Origin of the sequence: Pseudomonas sp. B33.4 (assembly GCF_034555375.1) — a bacterium.
Lineage (GTDB): Bacteria > Pseudomonadota > Gammaproteobacteria > Pseudomonadales > Pseudomonadaceae > Aquipseudomonas.
In genome coordinates, this window is sequence record NZ_CP140706.1 from 1,353,718 (window position 1) to 1,373,328 (window position 19,611).

Consider the following 19,611-nt stretch of genomic DNA (forward strand, 5'->3'; position numbering starts at 1 on the left):
TCAAGGATTTGCGGGTGGCAAGGAGGCGGGACATGGCCAGAGTGATTCTGGAGATCGATACGCAGTTGTATCGAATGTTGAAGGCATCAGCCGAGACCAATCATCTCAGTCTCGAAGAGGAGTGCTGCCGGCGCTTGGCTGGCGGCGAGCGCCGTTCGCACTATTTACAGGCCTTGCTGGCCGAACTGCGCGCCGAGGATGAACAGCGGCGCGCCAATTCGAGATGATTACTTCTTCTTCGCCGGGCCGGCTTTCGGGCAATCCGATTCCTGGTAGCTGGCGGAGCCGATCGCTTTGTTGGTTTTCACTTCGGTGAAGTCGTAACGCATGATCGCGCCCTTGGCCATCAGCTTGCGAAACGACGGGTTGTTGCACACTGAAGCGCCCAACTGGAAATACACGGCTTTAGGATCAGCGCGCATCTTGTCGGCGTGGCTCTTCTGCACGCTCAGGTGGTTGATCAACTGCGTGCCTTCAACGGTGAAGCCCTGATCAAGAATGTCTTCACTGATGGCGCGTGGCGTGCCGACGCTGCTTTGGGCGGCGACGTTGCGCAGCTCGCGGTTCAGATTCTGCTCACTCAGGGAGGCAGCCTGAGCGGTGAAGGACGACGCCAGCAGAATGGCAGCGGTGGGAACGATAAGGCGCAGCATGAAACTCTCCTGGTTCAGTGACTGGTGGTTCGACCAGCCACGTGACTGTGCGTTCAGTGGCGGCGAATTATAGGGGAGCCGGTCGGGAGGGTACAGGCTTGTGCCCGTCGCTCTGATAAACTGCCGGCCTTTATTGCCCTGCCGAGTGTTGTTCGTGTCGAGTTTTCCTGTCTGCCGGCGCTGCCCGCGATGAACCATGCCCCCAACGCCGTCGCCCGTCTGCGTGACCAGCGCGAAGATGAAGGTATCAAGCCGATTCAGGCCCGTGGCTTTCGCTCCGAGCGCTGCCGCGATTGTCGGGTGATCATCAGCCATTGCCTGTGCGCGTGGCGGCCGAGCGTCGAAACCCGTTCGGGCGTGTGTCTGATCATGACCGGCAAAGAAGTGTTCAAACCGAGCAACACCGGTTGGCTGATTGCCGATGTGGTGCGCGATAACCACGCGTTTATCTGGTCGCGCACCGAGCCTGATCCGCAGATGCTGGCGCTGCTCAACGATCCCCAGTGGCAGCCTTATCTGGTGTTTCCCGGTGAATACGTGGAGCCGTCGCGAGTGACCAACACCGTCGCGATCGATAGCAGCAAGCGCCCGCTGTTCATTCTGCTCGACGCCACCTGGACCGAAGCACGAAAGATTTTCCGCAAGAGCCCGTATTTCGATCGCTTGCCGATTCTTAGCCTGCTGCCGGATAAACTTTCGCGATATCGCTTGCGCCGTTCGACCCGCAGCGAGCACTTGTGCACCGCCGAAGTCGCCGCGCTATGTTTGGAACTGGCCGGTGACAGCGACGCGGCTTCTGCGCTGGACGCCTATTTCGACGTGTTCAGCCAGCATTACCTCGGTGCCAAGCAACAACTGGATATGAATGAATCGACCCCCGCTCACGCCGAGCTGCTGCCCTATATACGAAAGCCGCAGCCGGAGTTGGCCCGATAGTGGCCCATACTGTACAAGCCAGCGGCCGTGCTGCTTGACCACCCCGTCTTCGCTGGGCATGCTTGGCGCCGATTAGGGTGCGGCCAAGGTTTGAAACGCCGTGTTTGCTGTTGATTGGCGTTGAACGTGCCCCTGTGGATATCGCTTCAAAAGCGGCATCTTGAGTTGCTTTGGCCAGACCGGAATGCACCGGGTCTGCCATCAAAAACAGGATCATTTGAAAAATGGCCACATACGACATCCTGATTGCCGATGATCACCCCCTGTTTCGTAGCGCCCTGCATCAAGCGGTGACGCTGGGCCTTGGCCCGGATGTACGGCTGGTGGAAGTGGCGAGCATCGCCGAGCTGGAAACCCGCCTGACCGAAAAAGCCGACTGGGATCTGGTCCTGCTGGACCTGAACATGCCCGGCGCTTTCGGGTTTTCCGGGTTGGTCATGCTGCGCGGCCAGTACCCGCAGATTCCGGTGGTGATGGTTTCGGCGCAGGAAGAAGCGTCGGTGATGGTCAAATCCCGTGAGTTTGGCGCCAGCGGCTTCATTCCCAAGTCCAGCGACCTCAGCGTGATTCAGGAAGCGGTGCGTAAAGTGCTCGATGGTGATGTGTTCTGGCCGCCGCAGGCGTTCGAAGCCGTTGCCGTTTCCGACGAAGCCAAGGCCGCCAGCGATGGTCTGGCCAGCCTGACCCCGCAGCAGTTCCGCGTGTTGACCATGGTCTGCGAAGGGTTGCTGAACAAGCAGATTGCCTATGAGCTGAGTGTGTCGGAAGCGACCATCAAAGCCCACGTCACGGCAATCTTTCGCAAGCTGAATGTGCGTACTCGCACGCAGGCGGCTTTACTGCTGCAACAACTTGAGTCAATTCCGAGCCAATAATGGCTGGCGTCTTCACGCTTTTTTGACTTTTGTTGCTCTAGCTTTCCCACTCCTTTTTGGTTGGTTTCTACTTTATGTCACCTTTCAAGGGCCAGACCGGCCTGAAACGTATCCTCAACGCCTCCGGTTACTCGCTGGACGGCCTGCGCGCAGCTTTCACCGGTGAAGCGGCCTTTCGCCAACTGGTACTGCTCAATGTGGTGCTGATTCCGCTGACGTTCTTCCTCAATGTCAGCCGTGTCGAACAGGCCTTGTTGATTGCGGTGTGTCTGCTGGCGCTGATCGTCGAGTTGCTGAACTCGGCAGTCGAAGCGGCCATCGACCGCATCTCGCTGGAACTGCACCCCCTGTCGAAGAACGCCAAGGACATGGGCAGCGCCGCGCAATTCGTGGCACTGAGCATGATCGCGCTGGTGTGGGCGGTGATTCTGCTTTAAGCGATTGTCGGCAAGACGATCTCGTCGCTGCGCTGCACCCCAGCGGTGAAAGCGCGGCACAGATCGAGAAATTCGCGCATGGCCGAAGTCTGATACTTCTGCTTGTGCCAGATAAAGTAGAACTGCCGCGCCAGATCCAGATCCGGCGTTTCCACCGGCACCAGACTGCCGCGCCGGAACGCGTCACGCAGCGCCAGCCGCGAGATACAGCCAATCCCCAGCCCTGACTCCACCGCGCGTTTGATCGCTTCGGTGTGTTCCAGCTCCAGACGGATATTCAGCGCACTGCGATGGTGACGCATGGCCTGATCGAAGGTCAGGCGTGTGCCGGAACCCTGTTCGCGCAGAATCCACGCTTCATGAGTCAACTCTTCCATGGTCGCGCTGCCGCGTTGCGCCAGTGGATGCTGCGGCGCGCAGAACACCACCAGCTCATCCTCGACCCAGCTCTGCACTTCGATGTCCGGGTGGCTGCAATCGCCTTCAATTAGACCCAGATCAATTTCGTAATGGGCGACTTGTTGCACGATATTGGCAGTGTTCTGTACATGCAGCTTCACCTGACTTTCCGGGTGGCGCTGCATGAAACTGCCGATCAGCAGGGTCGCCAGGTAGTTGCCGATGGTCAGCGTCGCGCCGACTGACAGCGAGCCGAAACCGGATTTGCCGTTGAGCAGGTCTTCGATTTCCTTGGCCTGATCGAGCAGGGCCACCGCCTGCGGCAACAGCTGTTTGCCGAGGGCGTTGAGGCTCAGGCGTTTGCCGGCGCGATCGAACAGCTGGCAGCTGGATTGGCGCTCGAGCTCGGTGATCGAGGTGCTGGCGGCCGACTGCGAGAGGTTGAGCAGACCCGCAGCACGGGATACGCTTTCCTGCTGGGCGACGGCGACGAAGACTTGAAGTTGACGGAGAGTAAATCGCATATCGATATAACCGATAACCCTTATCTTAATAATCCAGTTAACAGATATTGTCGTCGCTATTAGAATGCGATGCAATTGCGCACCGTCGCCTTCAAAAGCCAGCGCAGACCCAATCTCCAGGAGTCAAACGTACATGAGCAACATGAACCACGAGCGTGTCCTCAGTGTTCATCACTGGAACGACACTCTGTTCAGCTTCAAGTGCACCCGCGATCCGGGCCTGCGCTTCGAGAACGGTCAGTTCGTGATGATCGGCCTGCAACAGCCTAACGGCCGCCCGCTTATGCGCGCTTACTCGATCGCCAGCCCGAACTGGGAAGAGCATCTGGAATTCTTCAGCATCAAGGTGCAGGACGGTCCGCTGACTTCGCAGTTGCAGCACTTGAAGGAAGGCGACGAGATCATCATCTCGAAGAAGCCTACCGGCACCCTGGTGCTCGACGACCTGAACCCGGGCAAGCACTTGTACCTGCTGAGCACCGGCACTGGTCTGGCGCCGTTCATGAGCGTGATCCAGGACCCGGAAACCTATGAGCGCTTTGAAAAAGTGATCCTGGTGCACGGTGTGCGTTACGTCAACGAAGTCGCCTACCGCGAATTCATCACCGAGCACCTGCCGCAGAACGAGTTCTTCGGCGAAGCGCTGCGTGACAAGCTGATCTACTACCCGACCGTGACCCGCGAGCCTTTCGAGAATCAGGGCCGTCTGACCGACCTGATGCGCAGCGGCAAGCTGTTCAGCGACATCGGTCTGCCTCCGATCAACCCGCAGGACGACCGCGCGATGATCTGCGGCAGCCCGAGCATGCTCGACGAGACCAGCGAAGTACTCGACAGCTTCGGCCTGAAGATCTCGGCGCGGATGCGCGAGCCGGGTGACTACCTGATCGAGCGTGCGTTCGTCGAGAAGTAAGCCCCAAAACTGTAGGAGTGAGCCTGCTCGCGATACCGGTGGATCAGTCAAGATGAATGTCGACTGACACGGCCCTATCGCGAGCAGGCTCACTCCTACAGAAAAGCAAAAAGCCCGCGTTGCCGTGAAGGCAGCGCGGGCTTTTTCGTTTCCGGGATCAGGCCTCGGCAGGGATGACTTCGAGCACGCGGATCTGCTCCGGTGTCGGGTAATGCCAGCGCACGTCCAGATCCCAGAACTGCGCGCCGTATTCGCGCTCAGGCAGCGGTGTTTGATACGCCGGGCGCGGATCCTGCGCCAGGCACTGTTCAATCAGCTCAACCAAAGGCTCGTCGAGGCGCTGAGCGTGTGTGTACGCTTGTTGCAGCGCCGAATCTGTCCACTGCACGTCGATCAACTGCGGCGCAGCGCTGGCGATGCTGTTGGCGGCGTCGGGGATGATATCGGCGTAAGGCACGTAGGGTTTTATGTCGAGAATTGGCGTGCCGTCGAGCAAGTCGATCCCGGAGATGAACAGGCGATTGGCCTCAACCTTATCCAGTTTCACCACCGACTGGCCGATGCCGTTCGGTCGGTGTGTGGCGCGGGTGGCGAACACGCCCATGGACTTGTTGCCGCCCAGGCGCGGCGGACGGACTTTCAAGCGTGGCTTTTCCTCCAGTGCCTGATGGAAAAGGAACAGCAGCCAGACATGACTGACCTGCTCCAGCCCTTGCACGGCGTCACCCTGATCAAACGGCGCCACCAGTTCCAGCACACCACGGGCGGCGGGTGCCAGTTGTGGCTGGCGGGGGATGGCGAATTTCTCCTTGAAGCAGGAGCGCACGAAGCCGATGGGGGAGACGCTATAAGTCATGGTTTGCATTCGAAGCAGGGCAGGGTGGGAATGATGCACTAAAGATCAAAAGATCGCAGCCTTCGGCAGCTCCTACAGGGGCGCGTCGATCCCATGTAGGAGCTGCCGAAGGCTGCGATCTTTTAAAGGCTAAACCCACCATCCAGCGGAATGATATTCCCGGTCATGTAGGCCCCGGCGGTACTCGCCAGACTGATCGCCAACGCCGCCATCTCTTCCTCACGCCCCCAACGCTTCATCGGAATCACCGCTGTGTCCTCCGCCAGCGCCTTTTCATCATTGCCAATATGCTGAGTCATCTTGCTCGGAAACCGCCCCGGTGCGATCACGTTGACATTGATGTGCTGGCTCACCAGCTCCCGCGCCAGAATTCGCGACAATTGGTGCAGGGCAGCCTTACTCGGCCCGTAGGCATACGCCTGCTCGCCAAACGAAGAAATCCCCGCCACCGAACCAATGTTGATAATCCGCGCCGGATTCGCCGCCGAACCGGCCTTGCGCAACAGCGGCAAAAATTGCTGGATGCAGGTGAACACCGAGGTCACGTTGAGCTGCATGACCTTTTCCCAGCCTTTCACCGGATAGCTCTCCAACGGCGCGCCCCACGTGGTGCCAGCGTTGTTCACCAGAATATCCAGATGGGTGATCTGCTCGCCCAGACGCGCGGCCAGTTCCTGCACGCCTTCTTCAGTCGCCAGATTCGCTGCCATGCCGTAGCAAATACCCAAAGCGGCGAGTTCTTCCGCGGTTTGATGACAGGCTTCGGCGTCGCGCGAGCAGACATAGACGCGTGCGCCAGCCTCGACGAACGCCTTGGCGATCATTTTGCCGATACCACGGGTGCCGCCGGTCACCAGAGCGGTGCGGCCTTGCAGGGAGAAATACGGGTGCATGGCGAGTCCTGAGGATTAGGGATCAGTACACCCTAGTCGTCAGCCGCGAAAAGCGGAGCCACTATTTTCTAACGGAATGGAGGGCCATGCGGCCAGCTTCGAGTGGCAAGCTACAAGCGGCAAGTTAAAGCAGGGTTATAGCTTCAGCTTGCAGCTTGCGGCTCTAAACTGCTTTACGCTCTCACGCGAAGCGTGAGCCCCTTGAGGAAGTTACGCAGCAACTGGTCGCCGCACGGGCGATAGTTGGTGTGGCCGACTTTGCGGAACAGCGCGCTCAGCTCAGGCTTGGACACCGGGAACTCGGCAGCCTTGAGGATCGCGTGCATGTCGTCTTCTTTCAGTTCGAAAGCCACGCGCAGTTTTTTCAGGATGATGTTGTTGGTCACCGGCACTTCGATCGGCTGCGGCGGACGGCTTTCGTCCTTGCCGCGCTTGAAGATCACCAGGCCGTCGAGGAAGTGCGCGATGACTTCGTCCGGGCAGCGCACGAAACCTTCTTCGTCTTCTTCTTTCTTGTCGAGCCAGGTCACCACGTCGGCGAGTGCGACTTCCATGCCGCCGAGCTTGATGATCTCGACAACCTTTTTGTCGCTGATGTCGAGCATGTAGCGCACGCTGCGCAATACGTCGTTATGAATCATGTGAGTAATCCTGATAAGCGTTGTGGGCAGCGCGCAGGCGCGTTGCCGGAATGTGTGGCGGCAGTGGAAGTCTTAGAACTTCTCTTTGCCGGACAGGTAACGCCATTGGCCGACCGGGACTTTGCCGATCGAGACGCCGCCGATGCGGATGCGGCGGATGCCGATGACCTTCAGGCCGACCGCTTCGCAGAACTGGGCGATGATCCCCGGCTGCGGATTTTTCATGGCGAAGCGCAGACGGTTTTCGTTCTGCCAGCTGGCCTTGACCGGCGGCAGCTCCTTGCCCTTATGGGTGAGGCCGTGCTGCAGGCGATTGAGGCCGTGAGCGACCATGTCACCTTCGACTTCCACCACGTATTCCTGCTCGATCTTCGCGGCGTCAGCGGTGAGCTTGCGCAGGATCTTCCAGTCTTGAGTGAACACCAGCAGACCACTGGCCTTGGCTTGCAGGTCAGCGCTGGCGGTCAGGCGCAGGAAGTGCCCGCGCAACGGGCGCTTGCTGAAGCGGTGTTCTTCGCTGAGGGTTTCGGCGCTCAGCGACTGCATGGCCGTTTCGACGTCCATGCCGGCGGGCGCATTGAGCAGGATGGTCACCGGCTCCGGCGCGGTGGCCTTGGCGTCCTTGTCGAGCTCGACCTTCTGGTCGCCGACCTTGAATTGCGGCTCATCAATCACTTCGCCGTCCACAGTGACCCAGCCGCCCTCAATGAACAGCTCGGCCTCCCGGCGGGAGCAACCGACCAGTTCGATGAGGCGTTTGGAGAGGCGAATCGGGTCAGTCATGACAGGGCCGTAACAAAAAATGGGTGGGCATTGTACCTGTGTGGCGCCGGTTAAGCCCGGTTCCATTTACAGGCTGTTCGCAATTCCCTGTGGGAGCTGGCTTGCCAGCGATGGCATCACCTCGGTATTTCTGGCAGATCGCAGTGTCTGCATCGCTGGCAAACCAGCTCCCACAGGGTTTTGTGGTGTGTCAGCCGTTGCCTGAGCGTTGCTGGTTTTGGCGCAAACGCATGTGCAGCAACGGATACGGCTGGCCCATGCCATCCACCTCCGAGCGGCCGATCACTTCGAACCCCTGCTTGAAGTAGAAGCCCAGCGCTTGCGGATTCTGTTCGTTGACGTCGAGTTCATCGGCATTCAAATGCTGCAAGGCGTAGTTCAGCAGTTTCTTGCCCAAGCCCTGACCCCGATAATCCGGATCGATGAACAGCATTTCGATCTTGCCCGCCGCAACTCCGGCAAACCCGGTAATGCGCTGGTCGGCGTCCTTGGTGCAAACCAGCATCACCGCATCGAGATAACGCGTGAGCACCAGATTGCGCAGCAGCTCGATATAGCTGTCCGGCAGAAAGTCATGGGTGGCGCGGACCGAGGCCTCCCAGACCCGGGTCAGTTCCTGATAATCGCTGAGTTTCGGCGTGTGGATGACCGAATGGTGACGCATGCCTGTCTGCCTCTTGTCCGTTTCAAGGGAGTCCGTCCCCCGCTAAACGATAGCCGTAAAAAAGCCCCGCATCTTGTAAAAAGAGCGGGGCTTTCTGTATTTATTGCGGTGTCTGGCTGGATACTTCTGTCGCCAGCAAGATCTCTCCCCCTCACCCCAACCCTCTCCCCCAAGGGGGCGAGGGGGAAGGGAGCAGATCTTCATGCTGTTCAAAACCTGAGTTCGACTCGATATTTCCGGTCGCCGCAATTCGAAAGAACTCCTCGATCAGTCCCCGCCCCCTCTGGGAGAGGGCGAGGGGCGAGGGGGAAGGGAGCTGAACTTCGTGCTGTTCAAAACCCGAGTTCGACCGGATCGCTCAGGTCGATGTACCTCGAAAGAACAACTCGGTCAGCTCCCTCTCCTTCCGGGAGAGGGCTGGGGTGAGGGGCTTTTGACCTTCAGATCAGATCTGCTCAGCCCACAGGTCATACTCGTCAGCGTCAGTAACCTTGCACCAGACCTTGTCACCCGGCTTCAAATTGCTGCCGTTATCGATAAACACGTTGCCATCGATTTCCGGTGCGTCGAAGAAGCAGCGGCCAACCGCGCCTTGCTCGTCGACTTCGTCCACCAGCACTTCAATCTCACGGCCAATACGCATTTGCAGACGTGCCGAGCTGATCGCTTGCTGGTGCGCCATGAAGCGATCCCAACGATCCTGCTTGACCTCGTCCGGTACGATCTCCAGATCCAGATCGTTGGCCGGAGCGCCTTCAACCGGCGAGTACTGGAAGCAGCCGACGCGGTCGAGCTGGGCTTCGGTCAGCCAGTTCAGCAGGTACTGGAAGTCTTCTTCGGTTTCGCCCGGGAAGCCGACGATGAAGGTCGAACGGATGATCAGATCCGGGCAGATTTCGCGCCAGTTCTTGATGCGCGCCAGGGTCTTGTCTTCGAACGCCGGGCGTTTCATCGACTTCAACACTTTCGGGCTGGCGTGCTGGAACGGGATGTCCAGGTACGGCAGGATCTTGCCGGCGGCCATCAGCGGGATCAGCTCGTCAACGTGCGGGTACGGGTAAACGTAGTGCAGACGCACCCAGACGCCGAGGGTGCTCAGGGCTTCACACAGTTCGGTCATGCGGGTTTTCACCGGCGCGCCGTTCCAGAAACCGGTGCGGTATTTCACGTCGACGCCATAGGCGCTGGTGTCTTGCGAAATCACCAGCAACTCTTTGACGCCGGATTTGACCAGACGCTGAGCTTCGTCGAGCACATCACCGACCGGACGGCTGACCAGTTTGCCGCGCATCGACGGGATGATGCAGAACGAGCAGCTGTGGTTGCAGCCTTCGGAAATCTTCAGATACGCGTAGTGGCGCGGGGTCAGCTTGATGCCTTGCGGCGGCACCAGGTCGATCAACGGGTTGTGATCCTGACGCGGCGGCACCACTTCGTGCACGGCGTTGACCACTTGCTCGTATTGCTGCGGACCGGTCACGGCCAGCACGCTCGGGTGGACGTTGCGGATGTTGCCTTCTTCCACGCCCATGCAACCGGTGACGATCACCTTGCCGTTTTCCTTGATCGCTTCGCCGATCACTTCCAAAGACTCAGCCTTGGCCGAATCGATGAAACCGCAGGTGTTGACGACTACAACGTCGGCGTCCTGATAGGTGGACACCACGTCATAGCCTTCCATGCGCAGCTGGGTCAGGATGCGCTCGGAGTCGACCAGTGCTTTCGGGCAACCCAGAGATACAAAGCCAACCTTTGGATTGGCCGGCGCAGGAGTGGTGGACATGTCTAACCTCGGTATTTTGTGACATCGCTTTCTTGATGCGAAAGCCGACGGACGGGCGCTTAGGGCGCGCCTCTGATCAAAAAGTGCGCAATTCTAGCGGCGAGCAACGCACTTGACCAGCTTTATGCAGGGAAATACGACGAGTGCTGCGCTATGCTTCGCGCCGTTGAGCTTTACCAATTTTTTACAGTCAACAAAACGTCTGTAACAACAGGTAAAACAGCGCATGCTGCACCACAAAGCATAGTGCTTCATTCAAGAAGCCGGTTCTGAGAAGTAGGAGTGTTGGATGGGTCAGGCAAGTAGTCATGCGGCAGGCGCCGAGGGTTCGGCCTCCAAGCCGCTGAGCATGCTGGTCGCGGCGGTCGGGGTGGTTTACGGCGACATCGGCACGAGCCCGCTGTACACCCTCAAAGAAGTGTTTTCCGGCGCTTACGGCGTATCGGTCAATCACGATGGCGTGCTGGGTATTCTGTCGTTGATCTTCTGGTCGCTGATCTGGGTCGTGTCGATCAAATACATGATGTTCGTGCTGCGCGCCGACAACCAGGGCGAGGGCGGCATCATGGCGCTCACCGCACTGGCACGGCGGGCGGCGGGGCATCGCAAGAAGCTGCGCTCGTTGCTGGTGGTTTGCGGGCTGATCGGTGCGGCGCTGTTTTACGGCGACAGCATGATCACCCCGGCGATTTCCGTGTTGTCAGCGATTGAAGGCCTGGGACTGGCATTCGATGGTATCGACCATTGGGTGGTGCCGCTGTCGCTGGTGGTGCTGGTCGCGCTGTTTCTGATCCAGAGCCACGGTACGGCGCGGATCGGCATTCTGTTCGGGCCGATCATGGTCACCTGGTTCCTTGTCCTCGGCGCCCTCGGTGTGTATGGCATCAGCCACGCGCCAGAAGTGCTGCATGCGATGAACCCGATCTGGGCGGTGAATTTCTTCGTCGTTCATCCGGGCATGGGCGTGGCGATCCTCGGCGCCGTGGTGCTGGCGCTGACCGGTGCCGAGGCGCTGTACGCCGACATGGGCCACTTCGGCCGCAAGCCGATTGCCCGCGCCTGGTTCATCCTGGTATTGCCGGCGCTGGTGCTCAATTACTTCGGTCAGGGCGCCTTGCTGCTGGAAAATCCCGAGGCGGCGCGTAACCCGTTCTATCTGCTGGCGCCGAGCTGGGCGTTGATTCCGCTGGTCGGTCTGTCGACGCTGGCCACGGTGATCGCTTCGCAAGCGGTGATTTCCGGCGCGTTCTCCCTGACCCGTCAGGCGATTCAGCTCGGTTACATCCCGCGCATGTACATCCAGCACACCTCCAGCGACGAGCAGGGCCAGATCTACATTGGCGCGGTGAACTGGGCGCTGATGGTCGGCGTTGTGTTGCTGGTGCTGGGTTTCGAATCCTCCGGCGCCCTGGCCTCGGCCTACGGCGTGGCGGTGACGGGTACTATGCTGATGACCACCATTCTGGTGTCGGCGGTGATGCTGCTGCTGTGGAAATGGCCACCGATCCTCGCGGTGCCGGTGCTGATCGGCTTCCTGTTGGTGGATGGTCTGTACTTCGCCGCCAACGTGCCGAAGATCGTTCAGGGCGGTGCCTTCCCGGTGATCGCCGGTATCGCGCTGTTTGTGCTGATGACCACCTGGAAGCGCGGCAAACAACTGCTCGTCGATCGCCTCGACGAAGGCGCGCTGCCGCTGCCGATCTTTATCAGCAGCATCCGTGTGCAGCCACCACATCGTGTGCAGGGCACTGCGGTGTTCCTCACTGCGCGCTCCGACGCCGTGCCGCATGCGTTGTTGCACAACCTGCTGCACAACCAGGTGCTGCACGAGCAGGTGGTGCTGCTGACGGTGGTCTACGAAGACATCCCGCGTGTGCCGCCATCGCGGCGCTTCGAGGTCGAAGCCCACGGAGAAGGCTTCTTCCGGGTAATCCTGCACTTTGGCTTCACCGACGAGCCGGACGTGCCGCAGGCGCTGAAGCTGTGTCATCTGGATGATCTGGATTTCAGCCCGATGCGTACCACTTACTTCCTCAGCCGCGAAACGGTGATTGCCTCGAAACTTGAGGGCATGGCGCGTTGGCGGGAAGCGCTGTTTGCGTTCATGTTGAAGAATGCCAATGGGAACTTGCGGTTTTTCAATCTGCCGCTGAACCGGGTGATTGAGTTGGGGACGCAGGTGGAGATGTAACCTCGCCTCAACCGAAAAGCCCCCGTCGGCCTAGTGGCTGGCGGGGGCTTTTTTGTGCCTGCACATAAGCCTCCAATCCACTGCAAATCCCCTGTGGGAGCGAGCTTGCTCGCGAAGGCTGAGTGTCAGTCGAGACATGTGGTGGCTGATCCACCGCATTCGCGAGCAAGCTCGCTCCCACAGGGTATGAGGTTGAATCAGGAGGTGCGTTGAGTCAGATCGGCTTCGGATTCGGTCTTCGTCCGCGCAGGTCGTGGGATCAGCGCTTGGATCACATCATCAATCAAGGCCTTGCCCATCACTGTCAGGTAATGCGCAGCCCAGGCATGGCGGTCGGTGTCTTTGATGAAAGCCGCATCCTCGGCGAAGGATTTGGCGAGGGATAGCAGGTCGGAGGATTGGGACAAGGCATTAATGATCGGGATGCCGGCTCGGACGTTGAAGAACGCTTGATCCGAGTTGTAGAGGAAAGGGGTGAAGCCGATGGTTTTAAGATCAGATGGATTGTTCATTATCAGTTCCCTTGATTTCGAGAGCTGCCGCATCCGATACCAAGCGAATGGGTGGCAGCTGTGCGCAGGTTGGTAAACCGGGGAACCAAGGAAACCGGCACGCTCGAAAGCGTCCCACACACAGCTGCCATAACACAGGGGCTCGGACGGGATTTCGCCTGAGTCGTGTCGGGTGCGCTGTTGCGCCTTATTCCACCGGGTTACCAAGCCCGATCGCTGAATGGGTCAGCGACGTCCGGAGAGTATCCCGTCAAAAAACAGCGCAATAGAGCGGCACAGCGCCCCAACAAGAGTTTCGGAGTTTGCCTACAAGGTCTGTGGGCGTCATCTGATATTGCGAGACTGGAAGTAAACAAAACTACACGTCGGACACGCAGTTCCTTGTAGGAGTGAGCCTGCTCGCGATAGCGGTGTGTCAGTTGGCAAATAGGTGGCTGGTACTCCGCTTTCGCGAGCAGGCTCGCTCCCACAGGATTTTGGTGGCTGCTGGAATGTAAAAAGCCCCCGCAACTGCGAAGTTGCGGGGGCTTTTTGTGGATGCGATTCAGATCACTCTTCGGCGACCGAGTCCTTGCTCTGGCGCTTCTCGATCAGATCCACCAAACGCTTGGCCAGCGCCGGGTAGTTCTCGTCGAAGTGGTGGCCGCCAGGCAGTTTCACCGCTTCACCGACTGCAGTCTTGTCGGTGCAGCCGCTTTCATCGGTCTCTTCTTCACCGTAGATGCACACAACCTTGGCTGCTGGCAGCTTGGCCATTTCCGGGCCGGTGGCGGCTTCTTTGCCGGCGTTGCCCAGCCAGCCTTCGACTTCGATTTCGAAGCTGCCGGTGCGGGCGAAGGCCAGCAGGATGATCGCGTCGACGCGCTGCTGCTCGGTGTCTGGCAGGCGGTTGTAGATCGCTGGCAATACGTCGGCACCGAACGAGTAACCGGTGAGGATGAAGCGTTTGGTGCCCCATTTCTGCCGGTAGTGCTGCATCAGTTCGGTCAGGTCCAGCGCACTTTGTTCCGGGCTCTTGTGCTGCCAGTAGTAGCGCAGGGTGTCGATGCCGACCACCGGATAGCCGATCTTGGCCATCTCGCCCGCCACGTCGCGGTCGAGATCGCGCCAGCCGCCGTCGCCGGAGAGGAACAGGGTCACGGTGTCTTTCGCCTGGCCGGCCGGCACTTCAACCACCGGGATCGCCAGACCGCCGTTGGCCTTGTCGCCGCCGACGAGAATCTTGCGCAGTTCGTTGTTGAGCACTTGCGGCAGGTTGATGTCGTAATCGCTGATGCTGGTTTCGGCGTTCGGTTGATCGCGCACAAAACCTGCGCTGGCGTCGTCCGGGTTGTCGTTCCAGGCGGCCAGCCAGTGGCCGTGGGCGGCGGATTTCGGCAGCAGGTGGGTGCAGCCACCTTTTTCCAGAGCCAGGTCGACGGACACCGCTTGGGCCTTGTCGTCTTTCTGTTCCGCCAACCAGCGCCAGGCCAGCACAGCGCCCGGGCCGATGCCGCTGACCAGGGTGGCCGGGCCATTCAGTTCACGCAGGCCCGATTGCAGAGCGCGGCTTTGGAGCAGGCAGTCCTTGGGCAGAATCACCTGGACGATTTGCGCCGAGGCGCTGCGGCTCAGGGTGGTCAGTTGTTTTTCAGAGAGTTTCTGGTCGTCGTTGACTGCTACCAGCACCTGCGCTTTGGGCTTGGTGCCAGGGATGACGCGGGTCATGGCGGCGCCATCGGCCGGGTTGAGCTGTTCGACGGTCGGTTCCGGTGCCGGGCGTTTGAGGTACCAGTAACCGCCGCCGGCAATCACGGCCAGCACGATCAGTGCGGCCAGGATGTACTTCAGGGAGCGTTGAATCATCAGCGTTTCACCAATCCAGTCAAGCCGCCCGCGATCAGGGCAGCAGTGTCGGCCAGCGCCACCAGCGGATCGAGTCCGGCGGGCACGGCCATATAACGGGGTTCCCAGTCAGGCTGGAACTTGTCTTTGAAGCGGCGCAAGCCTTGGAAGTTGTACAGCTGCTCACCACGGCGGAAAACCATCGAGCCCAGACGCTGGGTCAGCGGTGCACCACGGCGGGGTTGCAACCCCGACAACGGCACCATGCCCAGGCTGAAACGCGCGTATCCGTGACTCTTATAATGTTGAATCAGGCCGACCATCATGAATTCCATGGTCAGCTTCGGCGCATCCGGGTGCGCGCGCATCAGGTCGAGACTGGCCAGGTCATGGCTGTAAGTCTCGAGCAGGTTGGCGAACGCCACCGGGCGCCCTTCGAAGCGAATCACCGCGATGCGGAAATGCTTCAGGTATTCGTCGCTGAAACGGCCGAGGGAGAAGCCTTTCTCACGCACGTTCTTGCCGGTCAGCCACGCATCGGAAATCACTTTCAGCTCGTCCATCGGCGCTTGACCCGGTTCGTGGATTTCCAGCGACAAACCATCGCGGGTGCCACGGTTCCATGTGTAACGCAGATCCTTCATCTCTTTGCCCTTGGCTTCCAGGTCAAAGCGATGCAGATCGACTCGGGCTTCCTCGCCGAGTTTGATCGCGGTCAGGCCAATGTCCATGTAGTACGGCAGGTTCTCCGCGCGCACCTGGTAGAACACCGGGCGAGCGTGGTGAATATCGCAGAGGTCGCGGAACTGCCAGATCATCTCGGCGCGTTGCTGGCCGGGGCCGATCGGGTCGTACAGCGCCACGAGGCTGCGGCCACGGCGCGCGTACATCAGGAACGCTTCGTCGTTCTGGTGAAACAGCAACGCCTTGTCACCGGTCAGCGCCAGGCCTCCGTCAGGTTGCGAAGAAGCCATCAGGATCTTTGCCGCGCGATCGAGTTCGTCCGGCGTCGGCAAGTGAATGACCGGGCGCGCGGTGCGCAGCAGCCAGGTCAGCGCGATCACCAGCAACAGCACAGCGGCACCGAGCAGCGAACGCAGGCCACGTGGCGCGTCAGCGTCGAGGGTGAACTGCCACCACAGTTGATGGCTGTACGGCACGTCCTGATAAGCGAACAGCAGCAGCCACGTCGAGGCACCGAGGACGCACAGGCTGGCTACCAGATACAGCGGCGAGAAGGGCAGTTCGGTCAGGCGACTCGGGCGATAGAACGAGCGACGGAACACACCGAGCAGCGCAGCCGTCAGTGTCATCAGCGTCGCTTCTTCCCAGTCAAAACCTTTGAGCAGCGAGAGCAGGGCGCCAACCAGCAACAGAATGGTGGTCAGCATCCACGCGGCCGACAGGCGACGACGCAGGCCCTGAGCGAGCATCAGGCAGAGCACGCCGATCAGGCTGGCGCCAAAGTGCGAAGCGTCCACCAGACGATGCGGGATCAGAAAGCCGATGTGCTCCAGACGTGTGTCGATCTCGGGAGTCGCGCCGGAAAACAGCAGCACCACGCCGGACAGGAACACCAGCACTGCCAGAATCGGCGCGGCCAGACCGGACGCCGCGCGCATGGTCTGGGTCTGGAACAGGCGTTGACCTTCGTTGATCAGCAGGAATACGCAGGCGACCAACAGCGGCAGCACCACATAGATCAGACGATAGAGCAGGAGGGCGGCGGCCAGTGGTGCGGCACCGAGCTTGTCGGCGAACGCGGCCAGCAGGATCGCTTCGAATACACCGACGCCACCGGGTACATGGCTGAGTACGCCGGCAGCCAGTGCCAGCAGGTACACCAGCAGGAATGCACCAAACGGCGGTGCTTCCGGCAGCAACAGATAAAGGACCGTGGCGGCAGCCGCGACGTCGAGGGCGGTAATGATCAGTTGCAGGAAGGTCAGGCGACGCCCCGGCAAGCGCAGCGTGCGGCGGCCAACCCTGACCAGCAGGTTGTCGCGTAACGGTTGTTCCGGCAGGCGTCGACGGTAGATGCCGATAGCCAGTACTGCGCCAAGCAACAGCACGACAGCGGCGATAGTGCCGAGCAGGCCTTCGGACAAACCCAGCGCCTGCGAGGCAGCAGGCAGATCGCTCAGCGTTGCCAGTGCGGCCAGCGGCGGCAAGGCGCAGCCCAGTGACAAACTGGCGAACAAGGTCATGTGCGCGACTTCCGACGCGCCCAGACCCAGTCGTGCATATAAACGGTAGCGCACCGAACCGCCGGACAGCAGCGACAGGCCGATGGCATTGCCGATCGCAAACGCGGTGAATCCGCCCAGCGCCAATGTGCGCAGTGGCAGTGTCACGCCGGCATAACGGCTGGCCGACCATTCATAGCCGAGCAGAATGATGAAGCCGACCACGGTCGCGCCGAAGGCACCGAGCAGGGCGGGTTTCGGCACGTCGAGAATCGAGTCGTGCAGTGCATCGAGATCGAGTTCGGCGAGCAGATGACGACAGGCAATCAGCGCAATCGCGAACAGCAGCAAAGTCACCGCCAGACCAATCGGTTGCCGGTATTTGCTCAACCGATCCAGCAAGCGCAGGCGCTCGGGTTTGATCGGATGTTCCGCTGTGACGGTGTCTTGTGGATCAGACGAGTTGGCGCGCATCAATCACCTCTTGGATTGTGCGCGACAGGATGGAGGTATCCAGCCAAGTAACCAATCCCTGTAGAAAAAAATAATCACAAAATACTACGCCTCTCACCGGGTATCGGCGAGGGCAGTTCCTGGATTGCAGAGGCCTTGCCTGCGACTCAAGCATAGTCGCAAGTCAGCACTTCTGAAGATCCCAAGCGGTTCACTGCACAGTGACAGATCATTGTTGCGAAAGGACTTTTTCAACAGATACAAAAAAGGCCACTCTTTCGAGTAGCCTTTTTTGATGTTTGGTTGCGGGAGCCGGATTTGAACCGACGACCTTCGGGTTATGAGCCCGACGAGCTACCAGACTGCTCCATCCCGCGTCTGTGTGGCGGCATTCTACAGACGAACGACGGGGTGTCAACCGCTAATCCCGTAAAGGGTCAAATAAGTGTGCAATCGCGTCAAACGGTCGCAGGTGGCGCGTTAAGTTTCGGAAATGCAAAGAATTCCTGTTTGGCGGTCGCTTCTCTATTAGAAGAGCAAATCGACAAAACAGACGCGCACAAAAAAGGCCACTCTTTCGAGTAGCCTTTTTTGATGTTTGGTTGCGGGAGCCGGATTTGAACCGACGACCTTCGGGTTATGAGCCCGACGAGCTACCAGACTGCTCCATCCCGCGTCTGTGTGTCGGCATTCTACAGAGGAACGCCGGGGTGTCAACCTTAAATCAGGATAAAATCTGTTGAGGTTCAATCGGTTAGCGTTTTTTCTCGGGTGTTTTTCACGCTGCAGGGCAGGCGGGGCAAGGCTTTCAGCTCTATTGGAGGCCACTTGTCGATTGAGAAAATAAATTCAAAGGACATTTCCTACCGTTTGCAAAGAACATTCATACCACTGGTGCTATATACAGGTGTCAGTGAGATACTGCCGATTCGGTTCGCCACGTTTCCTTTTCTGACATGACTCAGCGAAAAATCATCCACATTGACTGCGACTGTTTCTACGCCGCCATCGAGATGCGCGATGACCCGCGTCTGGCTGGCAAGCCGTTGGCGGTGGGTGGTTCGGCCGACCGGCGCGGGGTGATCGCCACCTGCAACTATGAAGCGCGCGCGTATGGCGTGCGTTCGGCGATGGCGTCGGGGCATGCCCTCAAGTTGTGTCCAGACCTGACCATCGTCAAGCCACGCATGGACGCCTATCGCGAAGCGTCGAAAGAAATACACACGATCTTCAGCGATTACACCGACCTGATCGAGCCGCTGTCACTGGATGAGGCGTATCTGGACGTCTCGGACAGCGCGCATTTCGGCGGCAGTGCCACGCGCATCGCCCAGGACATTCGCCGCCGGGTCTCCAATCAATTGCACATCACCGTGTCTGCGGGTGTGGCGCCGAACAAGTTTCTGGCCAAAATCGCCAGCGACTGGAAAAAGCCCAATGGTTTGTTTGTGATCACGCCGGATCAGGTCGAAGACTTTGTCAGTGGTTTGCCGGTGAGCAAGTTGCACGGTGTTGGCAAGGTTACGGCCGATAAGCTAGGCAAGCTCGGCATCGTTGACTGCTCGCAGTTGCGCGAGTGGGACAAATTGGCGCTGGTGCGCGAATTTGGCAGTTTTGGCGAGCGACTGTGGAGTCTCGCCCGTGGGATCGATGACCGGTTGGTGCACAACGACAGTCGGCGTCAGTCAATCAGTGTGGAAAACACCTACGACGTTGATCTACCGGATCTGCGCAGTTGCCTCGATAAATTACCGGAGCTGCTGGAAACCCTGAAAACCCGCATGGCACGGATCGACAGCAGTTATCGACCGGGCAAACCGTTCGTCAAAGTGAAGTTTCATGACTTTACCCAGACGACGCTGGAGCAGGCCGGGGCAGGGCGAGATCTCGGTAGCTATCAGTTGATGCTGACGCAGGCGTTCAATCGCGGCGGGAAACCGGTGCGGTTGTTGGGGGTTGGGGTGAGACTGGAGGATTTGCGCGGCGGGTTTGAGCAGATGGAGTTGTTTGAGCGGTAGATTTGCTGTGCCTGTCAGGGCCTCTTCGCGAGCAGGCTCGCTCCCATATTGAAATGCGTTCCAATGTAGG

The 19,611-nt window shown here is 59.4% G+C and carries 18 protein-coding genes and 2 tRNA genes; 7 read left to right on the forward strand and 13 right to left on the reverse strand.

The genetic code is table 11. The features are described 5' to 3' along the window. Window positions 1-32 precede the first annotated feature (32 nt). The gene (locus U6037_RS05950; protein WP_034154934.1) at window positions 33-227 is read left to right on the forward strand and encodes a hypothetical protein; all 195 of its coding nucleotides are present in this window, start codon (window positions 33-35) and stop codon (window positions 225-227) included. On the opposite strand, the gene U6037_RS05955 is transcribed toward U6037_RS05950, so the two are convergent. Beyond that, window positions 228-653: a PA3611 family quorum-sensing-regulated virulence factor gene (locus tag U6037_RS05955; protein ID WP_008077172.1), complete on the reverse strand. Its 426-nt coding sequence runs from the start codon at window positions 651-653 to the stop codon at window positions 228-230. 189 nt (window positions 654-842) lie between these two features. Here U6037_RS05955 and U6037_RS05960 point away from each other — a divergent pair, with 189 nt between their 5' ends. From U6037_RS05960 to U6037_RS05970, 3 genes are all read left to right on the forward strand, one after another. Next, window positions 843-1,589 carry a tRNA-uridine aminocarboxypropyltransferase gene (locus tag U6037_RS05960; RefSeq protein WP_322846116.1) on the forward strand — a complete coding sequence of 249 codons (747 nt, stop codon included), beginning with the start codon at window positions 843-845 and terminating at the stop codon, window positions 1,587-1,589. Between the two features lie 224 nt (window positions 1,590-1,813). Beyond that, on the forward strand, window positions 1,814-2,464 hold the full coding sequence (gene erdR, locus U6037_RS05965; RefSeq protein WP_008077176.1) for a response regulator transcription factor ErdR: 651 nt from the start codon (window positions 1,814-1,816) through the stop codon (window positions 2,462-2,464). 74 nt (window positions 2,465-2,538) lie between these two features. Further along, window positions 2,539-2,901 carry a diacylglycerol kinase gene (locus tag U6037_RS05970; protein WP_003222276.1) on the forward strand — a complete coding sequence of 121 codons (363 nt, stop codon included), beginning with the start codon at window positions 2,539-2,541 and terminating at the stop codon, window positions 2,899-2,901. Here the strand turns inward: U6037_RS05970 and U6037_RS05975 are convergent. Further along, a complete protein-coding gene (locus U6037_RS05975; protein ID WP_038358063.1) occupies window positions 2,898-3,824 on the reverse strand; it encodes a LysR family transcriptional regulator in 927 nt (308 codons plus the stop codon). The two genes, U6037_RS05970 and U6037_RS05975, sit on opposite strands and share 4 nt — an antisense overlap. A 133-nt stretch (window positions 3,825-3,957) precedes the next feature. On the opposite strand from U6037_RS05975, the gene fpr reads away from it, so the two are divergent. Then, entirely contained in the window at window positions 3,958-4,737 is a 780-nt protein-coding gene (gene fpr / locus U6037_RS05980) for a ferredoxin-NADP reductase (protein WP_007908723.1), read from the forward strand. Window positions 4,738-4,894: 157 nt separating this feature from the next. On the opposite strand, the gene tsaA is transcribed toward fpr, so the two are convergent. From tsaA to rimO, 6 genes are all read right to left on the reverse strand, one after another. Continuing rightward, window positions 4,895-5,593, reverse strand: a complete 699-nt coding sequence (tsaA, locus tag U6037_RS05985; RefSeq protein ID WP_322846117.1) for a tRNA (N6-threonylcarbamoyladenosine(37)-N6)-methyltransferase TrmO — start codon at window positions 5,591-5,593, stop codon at window positions 4,895-4,897. Between the two features lie 122 nt (window positions 5,594-5,715). Next, window positions 5,716-6,486, reverse strand: coding sequence for an SDR family oxidoreductase (locus tag U6037_RS05990; RefSeq protein ID WP_322846118.1), 771 nt, complete (start codon window positions 6,484-6,486; stop codon window positions 5,716-5,718). A 173-nt stretch (window positions 6,487-6,659) separates the two neighbouring features. Continuing rightward, the gene (locus U6037_RS05995) at window positions 6,660-7,127 is read right to left on the reverse strand and encodes a DUF1456 family protein (protein WP_034154940.1); all 468 of its coding nucleotides are present in this window, start codon (window positions 7,125-7,127) and stop codon (window positions 6,660-6,662) included. A gap of 72 nt (window positions 7,128-7,199) precedes the next feature. Further along, window positions 7,200-7,910, reverse strand: coding sequence for an rRNA pseudouridine synthase (locus tag U6037_RS06000; protein ID WP_042704893.1), 711 nt, complete (start codon window positions 7,908-7,910; stop codon window positions 7,200-7,202). 190 nt (window positions 7,911-8,100) lie between these two features. Next, window positions 8,101-8,574: a GNAT family N-acetyltransferase gene (locus tag U6037_RS06005; protein ID WP_322846119.1), complete on the reverse strand. Its 474-nt coding sequence runs from the start codon at window positions 8,572-8,574 to the stop codon at window positions 8,101-8,103. A 445-nt stretch (window positions 8,575-9,019) separates the two neighbouring features. After that, a complete protein-coding gene (gene rimO / locus U6037_RS06010; RefSeq protein WP_322846120.1) occupies window positions 9,020-10,357 on the reverse strand; it encodes a 30S ribosomal protein S12 methylthiotransferase RimO in 1,338 nt (445 codons plus the stop codon). 349 nt (window positions 10,358-10,706) lie between these two features. Between rimO and U6037_RS06015 the strand changes: the two genes are divergently transcribed. Further along, window positions 10,707-12,548 (forward strand): potassium transporter Kup, encoded by a 1,842-nt coding sequence (locus U6037_RS06015; RefSeq protein WP_416221717.1) that lies wholly within the window; start codon window positions 10,707-10,709, stop codon window positions 12,546-12,548. A gap of 197 nt (window positions 12,549-12,745) precedes the next feature. Here U6037_RS06015 and U6037_RS06020 read toward each other — a convergent pair whose 3' ends face one another. The 5 genes from U6037_RS06020 to U6037_RS06040 all read right to left on the reverse strand — a co-directional run bounded on the left by U6037_RS06020 (window position 12,746) and on the right by U6037_RS06040 (window position 18,199). Beyond that, window positions 12,746-13,060, reverse strand: coding sequence for a DUF3077 domain-containing protein (locus U6037_RS06020; RefSeq protein WP_322846122.1), 315 nt, complete (start codon window positions 13,058-13,060; stop codon window positions 12,746-12,748). Between the two features lie 549 nt (window positions 13,061-13,609). Further along, complete coding sequence (locus U6037_RS06025; RefSeq protein ID WP_322846123.1) at window positions 13,610-14,905, reverse strand: virulence factor family protein; 1,296 nt, start codon at window positions 14,903-14,905, stop codon at window positions 13,610-13,612. Then, the gene (gene mprF / locus U6037_RS06030; protein WP_322846124.1) at window positions 14,905-17,544 is read right to left on the reverse strand and encodes a bifunctional lysylphosphatidylglycerol flippase/synthetase MprF; all 2,640 of its coding nucleotides are present in this window, start codon (window positions 17,542-17,544) and stop codon (window positions 14,905-14,907) included. Before mprF ends, U6037_RS06025 begins: the two co-directional genes overlap by 1 nt. A 279-nt stretch (window positions 17,545-17,823) precedes the next feature. Beyond that, window positions 17,824-17,900 (reverse strand) — tRNA-Met (locus tag U6037_RS06035). A gap of 222 nt (window positions 17,901-18,122) precedes the next feature. Next, window positions 18,123-18,199 (reverse strand) — tRNA-Met (locus tag U6037_RS06040). Window positions 18,200-18,479: 280 nt separating this feature from the next. On the opposite strand from U6037_RS06040, the gene dinB reads away from it, so the two are divergent. Then, a complete protein-coding gene (dinB, locus tag U6037_RS06045; protein ID WP_077571383.1) occupies window positions 18,480-19,541 on the forward strand; it encodes a DNA polymerase IV in 1,062 nt (353 codons plus the stop codon). Window positions 19,542-19,611: the final 70 nt, after the last annotated feature.